At 48.7% G+C, this 15,483-nt stretch carries 12 protein-coding genes; 2 read left to right on the top strand and 10 right to left on the bottom strand.

What is annotated here, in order from left to right; genetic code table 11:
- From B9J84_RS09195 to B9J84_RS09150, 10 genes are all read right to left on the bottom strand, one after another.
- A partial coding sequence (locus tag B9J84_RS09195) for a cache domain-containing protein (RefSeq protein WP_179217546.1) occupies positions 1 to 458 on the bottom strand: 458 nt, incomplete at its 3' end.
- Positions 459 to 857: 399 nt separating this feature from the next.
- Complete coding sequence (gene fis / locus B9J84_RS09190) at positions 858 to 1,154, bottom strand: DNA-binding transcriptional regulator Fis (RefSeq protein WP_010320338.1); 297 nt, start codon at positions 1,152 to 1,154, stop codon at positions 858 to 860.
- Positions 1,155 to 1,177: 23 nt separating this feature from the next.
- Positions 1,178 to 2,146: a tRNA dihydrouridine synthase DusB gene (dusB, locus tag B9J84_RS09185; RefSeq protein WP_038171221.1), complete on the bottom strand. Its 969-nt coding sequence runs from the start codon at positions 2,144 to 2,146 to the stop codon at positions 1,178 to 1,180.
- A gap of 139 nt (positions 2,147 to 2,285) precedes the next feature.
- A complete protein-coding gene (gene prmA / locus B9J84_RS09180) occupies positions 2,286 to 3,173 on the bottom strand; it encodes a 50S ribosomal protein L11 methyltransferase (protein ID WP_013855808.1) in 888 nt (295 codons plus the stop codon).
- A 113-nt stretch (positions 3,174 to 3,286) separates the two neighbouring features.
- Positions 3,287 to 4,633: an acetyl-CoA carboxylase biotin carboxylase subunit gene (gene accC, locus B9J84_RS09175; RefSeq protein WP_013855809.1), complete on the bottom strand. Its 1,347-nt coding sequence runs from the start codon at positions 4,631 to 4,633 to the stop codon at positions 3,287 to 3,289.
- Positions 4,634 to 4,647: 14 nt separating this feature from the next.
- Positions 4,648 to 5,103 carry an acetyl-CoA carboxylase biotin carboxyl carrier protein gene (accB, locus tag B9J84_RS09170; protein ID WP_013855810.1) on the bottom strand — a complete coding sequence of 152 codons (456 nt, stop codon included), beginning with the start codon at positions 5,101 to 5,103 and terminating at the stop codon, positions 4,648 to 4,650.
- Positions 5,104 to 5,186: 83 nt separating this feature from the next.
- Entirely contained in the window at positions 5,187 to 5,636 is a 450-nt protein-coding gene (gene aroQ, locus B9J84_RS09165; protein ID WP_013855811.1) for a type II 3-dehydroquinate dehydratase, read from the bottom strand.
- A 280-nt stretch (positions 5,637 to 5,916) separates the two neighbouring features.
- Positions 5,917 to 7,866 carry an acetate--CoA ligase gene (gene acs, locus B9J84_RS09160; RefSeq protein WP_026027881.1) on the bottom strand — a complete coding sequence of 650 codons (1,950 nt, stop codon included), beginning with the start codon at positions 7,864 to 7,866 and terminating at the stop codon, positions 5,917 to 5,919.
- Between the two features lie 141 nt (positions 7,867 to 8,007).
- Positions 8,008 to 8,640, bottom strand: coding sequence for a 3'-5' exonuclease (locus tag B9J84_RS09155; protein WP_026027882.1), 633 nt, complete (start codon positions 8,638 to 8,640; stop codon positions 8,008 to 8,010).
- Positions 8,641 to 8,653: 13 nt separating this feature from the next.
- Positions 8,654 to 10,480 (bottom strand): DUF294 nucleotidyltransferase-like domain-containing protein, encoded by a 1,827-nt coding sequence (locus tag B9J84_RS09150; protein ID WP_094123997.1) that lies wholly within the window; start codon positions 10,478 to 10,480, stop codon positions 8,654 to 8,656.
- A gap of 202 nt (positions 10,481 to 10,682) precedes the next feature.
- On the opposite strand from B9J84_RS09150, the gene B9J84_RS09145 reads away from it, so the two are divergent.
- Together B9J84_RS09145 and B9J84_RS09140 are read left to right on the top strand one after the other, a co-directional pair.
- Entirely contained in the window at positions 10,683 to 11,873 is a 1,191-nt protein-coding gene (locus B9J84_RS09145; RefSeq protein ID WP_094123995.1) for a 3-phenylpropionate MFS transporter, read from the top strand.
- A gap of 86 nt (positions 11,874 to 11,959) precedes the next feature.
- A complete protein-coding gene (locus B9J84_RS09140) occupies positions 11,960 to 15,394 on the top strand; it encodes a PAS-domain containing protein (RefSeq protein WP_094123994.1) in 3,435 nt (1,144 codons plus the stop codon).
- Positions 15,395 to 15,483 lie beyond the last annotated feature (89 nt).

Below are 15,483 nucleotides of genomic sequence, written 5' to 3'. Positions count from 1 at the left end.
GGTTTGGGCCACATATAGTCGACAAAGCCTTCACCCTGCTGTTTAGCGACTTTAGTAAATTCTACAAACAGTTTTTTTCCGGTCGGGTCGGCGGCATTGGAGAGATCTTTACCGTCCAATTGGGGCTTCATTGGGTGCATGATCATACTTGGCTGAAGGTCGTTGATCCAAAAATAATCATCAGCCTCGTAGCGCAGTTTCGCGATGGCTTGTTTGGCTTGAGTCTGTGCTTGTTGCTCGGACAAAGTGCCATCGATTTGTAATTGGTGGAAGTAACTTAATACGCCGTATCCTGTTTCGACGATGTGGCGAGTTTTTGTCTGTTTTGATTGCATTAAATCGTGTTGATAACTATTGAGCATGGAGACAAATGGGATCAACAGTAGCAGTGTGGTGACCGTGGTCAGCAGGTATAAACGCGTTCTAATTTTGGTCTGGCGCAAGTTCAGTAAGCTCATTGACGTCACTCCTTGTCAATCTTCCGAGTGGTTTTATCATTATAGGCCCATTTGACTTGGTGTTTAGATTGTTGCGTCGCCGAGCTCATCTTAGTCACTCCATTTTTGGGGGATAAAGCCTTACTCATTGTATGCACTGTTCACGACAAGTGATTTGGGGATCGGTCGGTAAATTTCCATCACATGCACAATGTAACCAGTTTGTTGCGGTCGCGTAAATGCGACAACAGAAGAAGAGAGAGCCCGCTCAAACAATCAGATCTCTTTATTGCATTAATGCAAAGTAAAGCAGCCCGTTGATATTTTAGTTATCCGTTGGGTGAAAATGAAAAAACCGAGCGCAGAGGCTCGGTTTTAAAAGCGATGGTATCTAGTTGCTAGATTTGTGCAGTAGCTAGATTAGTTCATGCCGTATTTTTTTAGCTTCTTACGAAGAGTGCCGCGGTTGATGCCCATCATGGTTGCTGCGCGAGTTTGGTTACCGCGAGTGTACTGCATGATGGTGTCGAGTAGTGGCTGTTCAACTTCAGCAAGAACTAACTCGTATAGTTCTGTCACTTCTTGGCCGTTTAACTGCGCAAGGTAGTTTTTAAGAGATGCTTTAACTGAATCACGTAGTGGCTTTTGCGTGATTTGATCTTGTGAAGTTACGGTTGTTACTGTGAAAGCTTCTGAAGTCAGGTTTTGTTCGAACATATGCGGTCTAGCTCTTCTCTTAATTATGATGCAACGTTATCAAAATAACCTTCGAGCGCGTCAATTTGCAGCGGTGCTGCGTCAATAGCGTTGAAGGTACGGCGAAACTCACTCGCTTGTTCATGTTCTTTCAGATACCAACCCACATGCTTACGAGCGATGCGAGGGCCTAAATACTCACCATAGAAACTGTGGAGAGCCTGTACATGACCAAGCATAATATCTTTCACTTCCGCAGCCGGAAGTTCAGACATCGTGGTGCCGTTTTCCAAATAGTGTTGGATTTCTTGGAAAATCCACGGGCGACCTTGGGCAGGGCGTCCAATCATTAAAGCGTCAGCGCCGGTGTAATCCAGCACGTATTTCGCCTTCTCTGGGCTATCGATATCACCGTTAGCAATAACCGGAATAGAGATGGCGCTTTTCACCGCTTTAATGCTGTCGTATTCGGCCTCGCCTTTGTACATACACGCTTTGGTTCTGCCATGCAGGGCTAAAGCTTGTATGCCGCAGTCTTCGGCTAATTTAGCGATGTAGACACAGTTTTTGTTGTCTGTATCCCAGCCAGTACGGGTCTTTAATGTCACTGGGACATCAACGGCGTTCACCACCGCTTTCAAGATCTGTTCAATCGTCTCCGGAAATTGGAGTAAGGCTGAACCCGCCAGCTTTTTATTCACCTTTTTTGCTGGGCAACCCATGTTGATGTCGATGATCTGAGCACCGTTCTCAACACTAAATTGGGCTGCATCGGCCATAAGCTGTGGGTCGGCTCCCGCAATTTGTACCGAGCGAATGCCCGATTCGCCCTCATGTACCATACGTTGCATCGACTTTGACGTATTCCATAGAGCAGGATTAGAGGACATCATTTCACTGACGGCCATGCCTGCTCCATAGCGAAGACACAACTCTCGAAATGGTCTGTCAGTCACTCCTGCCATAGGGGCAACGATAAGATTGTTCTTAAGTTGATAGTTTCCGATTTTCAAAACGTCATCACAGTTCTGTACCAGCAAGGGCGCGCATTTTACGCATTTTTTTACTGCGTGAAAAGACTAATATTTGAGCATTTACAATTTGTTTTAGTAAATCGTATAAAATACAGTCTATTAGCACGCAAAGTCTTATCTAGCCTTGCTTGCGACCCGAGATGCGGCACCACTCATTGAGCTCAATTATCGGGTCAATGTGAAGCTCGTCACGATAATGGTTGGCAACTTCTTCGGCTTGAGTGTCCAAAACACCGGACATCGCAAGTTGGCCATTGGGTTTAAGTAACCCTTTGATCACACCATTCAGGTCACGCAGTGGGCCGGCCAAAATGTTGGCCACAACCACGTCAGCGATTAAGCCTTCAGGTTGGTCTTGTGGCAAATACACTTCAAGTTGGTCAGCTACGCCATTGCGCCCTGCGTTGTCGTTAGAAGCAAGCAGTGCTTGTGGGTCGATATCAATACCGACGACTTTGGCTGCGCCCAATTTGATCGCCGCAATGGCTAAGATGCCTGAACCACAACCAAAATCGATGACGGTTTTACCTGTCAGATCGAGCCCTTCGAGCCACTCTAAACATAATGCGGTCGTCGGGTGAGTACCTGTACCGAATGCAAGGCCCGGGTCGAGCATTACGTTGACAGCGTCAGGCTCTGGGATTTCACGCCAGCTTGGGCAAATCCACAAACGTTGACCAAATTTCATCGGGTGGAAGTTGTCCATCCATTCACGTTCCCAGTCTTTATCTTCGAGCTGTTCAACTTTGTAGGCAAAGTCATCACTCAGCAGTTTGCTTGAGCGAATTTGGTCTATGATCCATGCGCTATCGGCTTCGGCATCATACAGCGCCAGCACGTCGGTATCGCCCCAAAGGCGAGTTTCGCCCGGAAGCGGTTCAAAAACAGGGGTGTCGTGAGCATCAAGAAAAGTGACGGATACTGCGCCCGTCTCTTCCATCAGCATGTCGCCAATTGGCTCGGCATTGGCGTTAGTTGCGTTCAGTTTAATTTGAATCCAAGGCATGTCAGTTGCTCTGTTATGTCGTCAGTTGGCGCAGAGTTTAGCAGAAACTGACTCGGCTGCCGAAAACAAAAATGCTCACCGAAGTGAGCATTTGGTCTCTCGCGACGCGAAAATTAGTGCTGTAAACCCAATTTCTTCTCAAGGTAGTGGATGTTCGCTCCACCGTGTTGGAAGTTCTCATCTTGCATGATTGATTGCTGCAAGGTGATATTGGTTTTAATGCCATCGACGATCATTTCGTTTAACGCATTTTTCATGCGCGCAATCGCCACGTCACGGTTTTCACCGTAAGTGATGAGCTTGCCGATCATTGAATCGTAATGTGGCGGCACTGTGTAGCCAGCATAAATGTGCGATTCCCAACGAACGCCCATACCGCCCGGCGCGTGAAAACGTTCAATTTTGCCCGGTGAAGGGAGGAAACGAACCGGATCTTCCGCGTTGATACGGCATTCAATTGCATGGCCACGGATCTTGATGTCATCTTGGGTAAACGACAGTGGTTGACCTGCGGCGACGCGAAGCTGTTCTTTGATGAGGTCAACGCCAGTAACCATTTCAGTGACTGGGTGCTCAACTTGAATACGCGTGTTCATCTCAATGAAGTAGAACTCGCCGTTTTCGTATAGGAACTCAAACGTACCGGCACCACGATAGCCAATTTCGAGACAAGCGCGTGTACAACGTTCACCGATGTATTTACGCATCTCTTCGGTAATACCTGGTGCTGGAGCTTCTTCAACCACTTTTTGGTGACGACGCTGCATTGAGCAGTCACGTTCACCAAGGTGAATCGCGCCACCTTGACCATCCGCAATAATTTGTACTTCAACGTGACGTGGGTTTTCTAGGAATTTTTCCATGTAAACCATGTCATTGTTGAACGCCGCTTTGGCTTCGGCACGTGTCATTGCGATCGCTTGGGTTAGTTCATTTTCGCTACGAACCACGCGCATACCACGACCGCCGCCGCCGCCAGAAGCTTTGATGATCACAGGGTAGCCAATGCGTTTCGCATGAGCTTTGTTTTTGACTTCATCGCCATCCAGTGGGCCGTCAGAACCCGGCACACAAGGAACGCCCGCTTTTTTCATTGCGCTGATGGCTGACACTTTGTCACCCATCATGCGAATGGTATCGGCTTTCGGGCCAACAAAAATGAAGCCTGAACGCTCGACTTGTTCAGCAAAGTCGGCGTTTTCAGAAAGAAAACCGTAACCGGGGTGAATTGCTACTGCGCCAGTTACTTCTGCTGCAGAAATAATGCGTGGAATGTTTAAGTAGCTGTCAATACCACGTGCTGGGCCAATACAGATGGTTTCGTCGGCCAGCAGTACGTGTTTTAAATCACGATCGGCAGTGGAGTGCACGGCAACAGTTTTGATGCCAAGCTCTTTACATGCGCGCAGAATACGAAGTGCAATTTCACCTCGATTCGCGATGACTAATTTATCTAACATAAAGCAAACCTCGATTATTCGATAACAACAAGCGGTTGGTCGAATTCAACGGTCTGGCCGTCTTCAAGTAGGATTGCCGTAACGATACCTGCTTTATCGGCTTCGATTTGGTTCATCATTTTCATCGCTTCAACGATGCATAGTGTGTCACCGACTGAAACACTTTGACCGACTTCGATGAACGCTTTTGAATCTGGACTTGGTGAGCGGTAGAAAGTACCGACCATTGGCGAAAGCACTTGGTGACCTTTTGGCGCTACAGGCGCGGCGGCTTCAGCCGTTGGCGCAGGGGCAGCGACTGGCGCGGCTTGTTGTGCTGGCGCTGGTGCAGCGTAATGCATCTGAGCCATCTGTACTGGCGCAGTGTTACGACTGATGCGTACCGATTCTTCACCTTCAGAGATTTCTAGTTCAGAAATGCCAGATTCTTCTACCAGTTCGATAAGCTTCTTGATTTTACGAATATCCATCTTTTCTTTCTCTTTATCTTGTGAATACGTCAGCCCTTAAGGTTGGGCCGTAGAGTGTTTGTTTATCGTTGATCGTCTGTGGGTTATTTTGCCTGTAGCGCTTTTATGGCAGCTGCAAGAGCAAATTCATAACCTTGTGCACCTAACCCGCAAATCACCCCTTGCGCCTTATCCGACAGATAGGAGTGGTGGCGAAAAGGTTCACGTGCGTGAACGTTGGATAGATGCACTTCAATAAATGGGATGGCGACACCCAATAACGCATCGCGCAGTGCCACACTGGTGTGCGTCAATGCGGCGGGATTAATGATGATGAAGTCGACCTTGCCGTAAGCGGCATGGATGGCTTCGATCAGCTCATATTCGCGGTTCGATTGAAGATGTTCTAACTCAATATCTGCTTTTTGCGCTTGTTCGCGTAATGTCTCGACAATGTGCGCTAAGGTGTCAGAACCATAATGTGCAGGTTCACGTAGCCCTAACAGGTTAAGATTTGGCCCATTTAAGACCAGAATGCGAGATTTAGCAGTCATTGTGTCGACATCTCCCTATATCGTGAAACGAATATTAATATTCCCATATTATTCTTAGGTCAGAGTGAATTTTTCGTCAAAAATTCCCTGAATTTAAGAAATTGCCCAAGATTATAGCTAATTCAGCGCAAATGGCAGCAATTTACTGGTCTTATCAGATAGTTTACTCATTTAATTCTGCAACCGAGTTAACAGAATGAGAAGAACTGAGATGATTAAGCCGCCACAAGTGTGACGGCTTAATCATCTCAATGCCTCGCGGCAGGTAGAATCGTTAGCGTTAAGACAATTCTGCTTTTTCGGCGATCAATTTATCCACTACGCTAGGATCGGCCAGTGTTGAGGTATCGCCCAAATTGCTGGTGTCGCCGGTGGCGATTTTACGCAAAATACGACGCATGATTTTGCCAGAACGGGTTTTGGGCAGTGAATCGGTCCAGTGTAGTACATCGGGCGTTGCAATTGGGCCAATCTCTTTTCGTACCCAATCTTTGACCTCTTTGTGCAACTCGGCACTGGGGTAGACGCCATCATTTAAGGTGATGTAAGCATAAATGGCTTGGCCTTTAATATCGTGTGGCACGCCGACAATTGCCGCTTCTGCAATTTTATCAAAAGCAACCAAAGCTGATTCAATTTCCGCGGTGCCCATGCGGTGGCCAGAAACGTTTAACACGTCATCCACGCGGCCCGTTATCCAGTAGTAGCCATCCTCATCGCGGCGTGCGCCATCACTGGTGAAATACATGCCTTTGAAGGTTGAAAAATAGGTTTGTTCAAAACGGTCATGATCGCCATAAACGGTGCGCATTTGGCCCGGCCATGAATCTAAAATAACCAAGTTACCTTCGGCAGCCCCTTCAATGATGTTGCCCATGTTATCGACCAAGGCTGGTTGCACGCCAAAGAATGGCCGTGTGGCCGAACCCGGTTTAAGTGCCGTCGCGCCCGGCAGTGGCGTAATTAAAATGCCACCCGTTTCGGTTTGCCACCATGTATCGACAATCGGTGATTTTTCGTTACCGATGGTTTTGTAGTACCACTCCCACGCTTCTGGGTTAATCGGTTCTCCCACCGAACCCATAATGCGCAAACTGGTGCGTGACGTCTCTTTGACGGCTTCATTGCCTTTCGCCATCAAGGCGCGAATAGCGGTCGGCGCAGTGTAAAGAATGTTGACTTGGTGTTTATCCACCACTTGACTCATGCGGTTGGTGTCTGGGTAGTTGGGAACCCCTTCAAACAGAACGGTTTTTGCGCCATTGGCCAAAGGACCGTAAACCAAGTAGGTGTGGCCAGTGATCCAGCCCACATCGGCGGTACACCAAAACACTTCGCCCGGCTGATAGTCAAACACATATTTGAAGGTCATCGCCGCGTAAACAAGGTAGCCACCGGTTGTGTGCAGCACACCTTTGGGTTTACCCGTTGAACCAGAGGTATAGAGAATGAAGAGGGGATCTTCCGCTTTCATGGCTTCGGCTGGGCAGTGGTCGGAAGCTTTTGCGGTTGCTTCATGCCACCACACATCACGATGTTCGTGCCAGTCAATTTGGCCACCAGTGCGTTTAAAGACGATCACTTTGCTGATGTTTTTCACTTCAGGGTGGGTCAAGGCTTCATCGACGTTTTTCTTCAAGGGCACAGCGCGACCGCCACGTACACCTTCGTCGGCGGTGATGACTATTTTGGAATCGGAATCAATGATACGACCGGAAAGGGCTTCCGGTGAAAAGCCACCAAACACCACAGTATGCACTGCGCCTATTCGAGTACAAGCGAGCATCGCAACGGCTGCTTCTGGCACCATTGGCATGTAAAGACAGACCACATCTCCTTTGCGAACTCCTTGATCTTTTAACACATTAGAAAAGCGACACACTTGTTGATGGAGTTCTTTAAAGGTGAGGGTTTTATCGTCAGCCGGATCGTCACCTTCCCAGATAATCGCCACTTCATCACCACGAGTGGCAAGGTGGCGATCGATGCAGTTGGCGGAGACGTTTAATGTGCCATCTTCAAACCAGCGAATATCTACATGGCCAGTATCAAACGAGGTTTGTTTCACTTGAGTGAAAGGCTTAATCCAATCCACAATCTTGCCGTGTTCACTCCAGAAGCCTTCTGGGTCGGTCACTGATTGTTGGTACATCGCTAGGTAAGTGTCATTATCCGCATGTGTTTTGGCTTTGATGTTCTCTTTTACCGGATAAACGTGGGCTTCACTCATTGCTTTTCTCCTTGTGAATTTGAACAATTTCCCTGTTGATTGGCGATCAAATTGCGCTGAAAGGAAAATCTGTATGTGGGTAACTGTCAGTCAGAGTGCGATTTTCTACAATTAGACTTTAGGATGAGTGTGGGGTAAGTGCTAGCGCGAGTAAGGTGCAACAAAGGGAGGCAGATCACCTTTGGTCAAGCGCACAAACACTAATGCCGCGGCGATGGCATCTTGCAGCGCGTCGTGTTTATCCTGCATCGGCAAGTCGAGATGGCGACAAATCGCCTCTAAGCTGAGGTCGATGTACGCGTTCGGCAGCATTCTCTCTAACTGATCATGATAGATCTGACTTACCTCGATGAGAGCATTAGGCAGTGGAAAGCCTAAATGTCGCCGACAAGCGAGGTCGAGGATTTTTTTGTCATAGCGAATGTGGTAGCCCACTAAAGGTCGGTTGCCGATAAAGTCTAATAGGTGAGTGATGGCCTCTTGCTCGTCGATGCCATCGACCAGATCTTGATGGCGAATTTTGTGGATTTTGACTGAACCCGAGTCGAGCGATTGTGGCGCGCTCAAACGCACTTCAAATGGCTGGCTGGTTAAAATGCGGTTGTCGATGATTTTGGTGGCGGCAATCGTCACTAACTCGGCGCGATTCGGGTCAAGGCTGGTGGTTTCGCAATCGAGCGACACATATTCCCCTTGCATCGGCGTCGCAAACAACGGCTGATAAGGCGAGTCTTTCAGCTTGTGAAACCAATAATGGCGTGTAAACCAATTCAATTGTTCGCCTCCACTATTCGCGAATTTGATAGTGATAGCCAAGCCACTGCTTGAATTTTTTCACCACGTGTAAACTGTGCCTGAGCAGGTCACGCTCGGTTCGGTCGAGCTGTTTTAAATCGAGTTTATTGGTGCTGTGTTGATTGCTCAGTTGCTGAGCTAAGCGCAATTTAAAGAACTGTTTGAGCGCTTCACTGAGATTATCGGCGGTTTCTTTTTCCAAAACCCGTTGCTCTACTAGCGCCTCGATGCGTTCAAAGGTGTTGTTTTGTTGAACTTGATGTTCAAGGCTTAGGGCGCGAATGCCATGCACAATCGGGAAAATGCCACCTTGTTTAATATCTAAGCCAGATTTGGAGTGTTTTACGGTGCCAAACAGCGTGAGTGGCACAGAAAAGCTCAGCGCGGGGCGAGTAAACTCCATCAAAATCAATTCTTGGTCGGCCATTAAATGGCTCAAGTGCTGTTTAATAGGGGCCAATAAGTGTTTGTTGCCCGCGACAGCGTGCGCGTCGGCCATGATCGCAATGTCCATCACTTGCTCGGGTTTGGCCGCTTTCACCCATTGGCTAAGCGTGGTTTTCCACTCAGTTTGGCTTTTAACCCATTTGGGATTATTGACCATCACATTGCCCGGACAAAGCGGATAGCCGAGCTGCTGTAAGGTGTGGATGAGCGTGTCCATGACCACACCCATTTGATGCCACTGCAAGCCATCTTTGATGATCAGCGCGTTATCTTGGTCGGTTTTGAGGATCTGCTCTCCACGGCCTTCGGAGCCGAGTACGATCAAGCAGCAGTGATCATGCAGCGCGGGCGGCACAACCAACTGAAAGGCTTTTTCGATGATCTGTTCATTGACCGCTGAAATCAGCTCCATAATAAAACGAGTGCGAATGCCATTGTTGATTAGGCTTTCAACCAGTTGCCGCTGTTTGTTGGAGGCGAGAGCTAACTCTTCTACGCAGTTAGCGCGAGCAATACTTAACGTCAGCACGTGAGAATGAGTGGAGAAAGCACTGAGAATTTGTGTCATGTCCAGCATGCCAACCGCTTGATGGCCATCACACACCATCACTCGTTTTATGCGGTTGCGCGTCATGGCGATCATCGCATTAAACAGAAAATCGCCATCGTTGATGTGCAGCACAGGAAAGGTAGCAATTTCCCCAACAGGGGTATCGAGCGGGTGGTTATCGAGCATGACGGAATGCAGCATATTGGTGCGTGTGACGATAGCATAGGGGTGTGCACTGGGGTTTTCGATTAAGCGTTGATCATGCTCGGCAAGACGAACTAAGGCCGCATCAACTCCGTTATCGCGTAATTGCTGGGTCACTTGGTTGAGCGGTTGATCTGGGCTTAAAATCATCGGTGGATGGTAAATCGAGTCATCCACCTTAGTTAAAATAAATTCGGCTAAATTCTTCTGCTGATGCGCCACATCAAGCAGAGCTTGGCGTTTGGCGAGGTTATTGTCGAAGTAGGCGGCGAACTGACCGTTGTCATTATACAGTTCGAGAAAGACGGCTTTCGGCAGCAGATAGCTCAAGGTGTCTTCCAGCGCCACGTACTGATGCTTGGCTTTTTCTTCAAACAGTGCGCGTACATCAAACATGTCATCGTTGGCGTAGTGAGCAAAAATCTCTTTGCCATCTGGCGAGCGTTCTTCGACCGCGCCTTTGATCAGTACGTGTAGATACACGCTGGGTCTGTCACTGGCCTGCAGCAGATCGTTGCTACGAAAATACGCCACATCCAAGGATGAGCGAAGTCGCTGTTGCTGCGGCGGTGTTAAGCGGTCAAAGGGCGGTGACTGCATGTTGAATTTGTCAGGCATAACGATCGTCACTCAGAAGAAATTCCTATCTAAGTGTGACAAAAATCGCCACTACCTCCAGACGACTTTGGTCTAATGAGTGATATGACCCGCAAGGTTGTGAATAAGGAAACAGATTTATCAGTAAACTTCCCTTTTTAGAATCTTAAACTGCCTGCATAATACGGCCGTTTTCTCTCCCTCGTTTTGTTCAGGATGAATCATGCTTAACCCCTCTCCATATGGTTGGATATCGCAGTACTTTATTGGTTTCTTCTTTGCGTATGGCGTCTATTTGCCATTTTGGGCGCTGTGGTTTGAAAACCAAGGCGTATCAGCAACCGATATCGGCGTATTAATCGGTATGGGCTTTGCTACGCGTTGCGTCGCTAATTTGGTGATTACGCCGCGTATCCATAAGGCCGAGCTTCTTCTACCAGCACTGCGTTGGTTAAGTTTGGCGGCGTTTTTATTTATTGGTTTTCACTTCTTTACGGGCGGCAGTTTCTGGCTGATGGCGTTAGCTACTGTGTTGTTTAACCTTTGCTGTGGCCCCGTGGTGCCGCTATCCGATGCGATGGCTAACTATTATGCACGCTTAAAAATGCTCGATTATGGTCGCACTCGCTTATGGGGGTCGGTAGCTTTTATCGCCGGCTCTACTGTGGTTGGCGTACTTGTGGCACGTTATGGTTCGGACATGATCCTCTACACTGCCTTGGCTGGGGTATTTGTTTCGCTACTGATTAGCTTGCGCAATCCCAACCCAATGCCCGTGACGGTTGGTGATGCACATGCCGTCCGGCCGAAACTGACGCAGTTATTGCGTGAGTGGCCAGTGATAAAATTCTTGATTTTAGCGGCGCTAATACAGGGCAGTCACGCGGCGTATTACAGTTTCAGTTCGATTCACTGGAAAGCGGCGGGGCATTCGGAAGAGCTGATTGGCTATTTATGGAGCCTTGGGGTTGCCGCTGAAGTGGCGGTATTTGCGCTCAGCAAACGCCTTTTTTCAGGGTGGTCACTACGCACACTATTTGTTGCCGCGTCGATCGGGGTTGTGGTGCGCTGGACCTTAATGGCGTCGACCACCGCGCTGCTTGCGCTAGGGACGATTCAACTGCTGCATGGGGTGACGTTTGCGATGGCGCATATAGCGGCGATTCAATACATTCAGCACGCACCGCAAAGCAAAATGGTGGCTATGCAAGCGCTGTATAACGCCATTCCACTTGGGGCATTTATTGCGTTGATGACTACCTTGAGTGGCTGGGGTTATGAACGCTGGGGCGCGAATGTATTTTGGGCGATGGCGGCAATGGGCATTTTGGCGCTGTTGATTAAAGTCGAACCCACATCATCCAATGAGTCAGGTACTGAGGTAATGAAAGCGGCGCCTGAAGCACAGAATTAACCTTAACTGATTGAGATTAAAAATTATCCTTAGTTAAATGAAGCCTCTTCTTTGAAGAGGCTTTTTTGAACCGATAAGGATATCAAATGCAAGGATGGATCGTCGTTCCCGTTTCGCTCGCTTACTTAGGCGTGCTGTTTCTCGTCGCTTGGTATGGTGATAGGCAAAGCCAATGGCTGGCGAAATGGCGACCGTGGATCTACAGCTTATCGATCGCGGTCTATTGCACCTCTTGGACTTTTTACGGCACTGTGGGTCAAGCGGCTAGCAACCCTTGGTCATTTCTGCCTATCTACATTGCGCCTATTTTAGTGTTTACCCTTGGCTGGCGTATGTTGGCGCGGCTGATTTTGATTGCGAAGCGCGAACATATTACCTCCATCGCCGATTTTATTGCTGCTCGCTACGGAAAATCGCAAGGATTAGCGGTAACCGTAACTTTGATTGCCGTGGTGGGCATTTTACCTTACATCGCCTTGCAACTGCGCGGCATCACTATGGGGCTTGAGATTGTCGCCCCCAACCTCGCTACCCAATTTGGTTATCAGAATTATCACGTCTCGTGGTTTGTGGTCGCGGCTTTAGCGCTATTTACTATGCTGTTTGGTACACGGCATATTGATAACACCGAGCACCACCGCGGCATGATGATGGCGATTGCATTTGAATCGATTGTTAAATTGGTCGCTTTTTTAACCGTGGGCGGTTTCATCATTTATCTGGCTTCAAGCCGTGAAACGGTTGATCTAAGTGCGATTGCTCAGCAGACGTATCAAGCGCCCAACTGGCCAACGCTGTTGATCCACACCGTATTAACCATGATGGCGATCATCTGCTTACCGCGTCAGTTTCATACCATGGTGGTAGAAAATGAACGCGCGCAAGATCTACACACGGCGCGCTGGTTATTTCCTCTTTACCTGACTTTGATGGGGTTATTTGTTCTACCTATTGCATGGGTTGGGCAAAGTTTGCTAAGCGGCAGCCCTGCCGATACTTATGTACTCAGCGTGCCTATGTCGGTGGGCGCCGAGCAGATAGCGTTACTGGCGTTTTTAGGTGGCACATCAGCGGCCAGCGGCATGGTGATTGTCTCGACCATTGCATTGGCGATCATGGTTTCTAATGATTTGGTGATGCCGCTTCTGCTGCGCCGCATGCGCTTAACTCAGCGCAACTACCGTCATTTATCTGGGTTGTTGCTCAACATCCGTCGCGGGTTGATTCTGTTGCTGCTGCTTGGTGCTTGGGGCTTTTATCAGGCGTTGGATGCGATTGGTTCTTTATCGGCGATCGGTTTTCTCTCATTTGCGGCGATTACCCAATTTGCCCCTTCATTGATTGGTGGCATGTACTGGCGTGAAGGCAACCGCAAAGGCGTTTATGTTGGATTGGCGGTCGGTTTTACTGTGTGGCTAGTAACCTTAATGAGCCAAACCGACATGCTGGCGGGCGATGCACAAACTAACGTTCTGTTATGGATGATCACCCCGCCGGATTGGTTGGTGCAGATGGGGCTGAAAAACTCAGATTGGGGCATGATGCTCAGTGTTGCTCTCAACACATTCTGCTACGTTGTTGTCTCTATGGTGACTCGTCCGAGTTTGAGTGAGCGTTTGCAATCGGCCTCTTTTGTCGGTACGCCGCTGCCTGAGAGTGAGAATCTCAGCTTGTATCAAAGCCGCGTGACAGTGGCTGAGCTTGAAATGTTGGCCGCTCGTTTTGTAGGGCGCACTCGCGTTCGCACTGCCTTTCGCCAATATTGGAGCCAGCAGAGAGAGACGTTACTACCTAATCAACAAGCGCCATCTACCTTAATCCGCCATACAGAAAGAGTGCTGGCGGGGGTGTTTGGTGCTTCTTCGGCCAAATTGGTGCTCACTTCTGCGCTGCAAGGGCGTAACATGCAACTTGAGGAAGTGGCGACCATTGTTGATGAAGCATCCGAACTGTACGACTTTAGTCGCGGCTTATTACAAGGGGCCATTGAGCATATTGGTCAAGGAATTACCGTGGTCGATAAAAAGCTACGGCTGGTGGCGTGGAATCAACGCTATCTCGAACTGTTTGAGTTTCCCGCTGGGCTGATTCAAGTGGGGCGGCCGATTGCGGATGTGATACGGCACAACGCGCAACACGGATTATGCGGCCCTGGTGACCCTGAGGATCACGTGCGGCGGCGGGTGTATCACCTTGAGCAAGGAACCAGACACACCTCGGCGCGTATTCGTCCTGATGGACGAGTTATTGAAGTGCAAGGGAACCCGATGCCGGGCGGCGGGTTTGTGATGAGCTTTAGCGACATCACCGTTTTTCGCGAAGCGGAGCAGGCATTAAAAGAGGCCAATGAAACCTTGGAAGAGCGCGTGCACCAACGAACCCTAGAGCTTGAAACCCTCAACAAACGCTTGGTGGCGGCAACTCAAAAATCAGACCAAGAATCGCAATCAAAATCGCGCTTTTTGGCCGCTGTCAGCCACGATTTAATGCAGCCGTTGAACGCTGCGCGCCTGTTTGCCTCTTCGCTCTCGGAGGTGGCCAAAGAGACGGAAGTGAAAACGTTGGCGGGTTATATAGAGAGTGCTCTGGGCGCGGCTGAAGATCTGATTGGTGATTTGCTGGATATTTCACGTTTAGAGTCCGGCAAGCTCGATGTGCATTCTCATAGCTTTGCTATTAATGATGTATTTTCGAATCTTAACGCTGAATTTAGCGCCTTAGCTAAGCAGCAAGGGATTGATTTTAAAGTGATCCCATCCTCGCTCTATGTGATGTCTGACCCTAAATTATTACGTCGCGTGGTACAAAACTTTCTCACTAACGCGTTTCGCTACAACCCTAAAGGTAAAGTGGTGCTGGGTGTACGCCGAGTGCGAGATCAGGTCAGGATTGATGTTTGGGATAATGGCATTGGTATCGAGCAAGATAAGCAGCAAGAAATCTTCGAAGAGTTTAACCGTGGTAGTCAAGTCCGTTCTGACCAAGGTTTGGGGCTCGGTTTAGCGATTTCAAAAGGCATTGCATATGTGCTGGGTCATGAAATTTCGATGCGCTCTTGGCATGGAAAAGGCAGCGTGTTTTCGCTCTCTTTGACGCGATCTGAACCTGTCAAACAGGCTCCGACCCTGGCGATAGAGCAAGGTATGCCATCTGATCTCAATCATCTGCGCGTACTGTGTGTGGACAACGAAGCTGATATTTTAGTCGGCATGAACGATCTGCTCGCAAGGTGGGGGTGTGATGTCAAAGTAGCAGCGGACTTACTGCAAAGCCTGAAAGCATTAGAAAACAATTGGTTGCCTGATGTTATTTTGTCGGATTACCGCTTAGATAATGGTCGCACTGGTTTAGAAGTGTTGCAGCAGTGTCGCTTGCGGCTTGGAGATAGCTTTGAAGGGGTCATCATCAGCGCTGATCGCACTGAAGAGATGATGGATGCGATTAAATCCAATGGCTTTAGCTTTATTCCCAAACCAATAAAACCACTCAAACTGCGCGCGCTGTTGAATCGAGTTAATTAAGCATGCAGCATAAAGCCGATGCGTGGGCATCGGCTTTATGGTTGTTATCACACTTCACTGCGGAGCGAACATCGAGCATGACGCTCGCA

This window comes from Vibrio sp. V03_P4A6T147, assembly GCF_002241085.1.
GTDB classification, from domain to species: Bacteria; Pseudomonadota; Gammaproteobacteria; order Enterobacterales; family Vibrionaceae; genus Vibrio; species Vibrio anguillarum.
The sequence above is the reverse complement of the archived record's forward strand: the minus strand, read 5'-3'. Positions and strand labels throughout refer to the sequence as shown.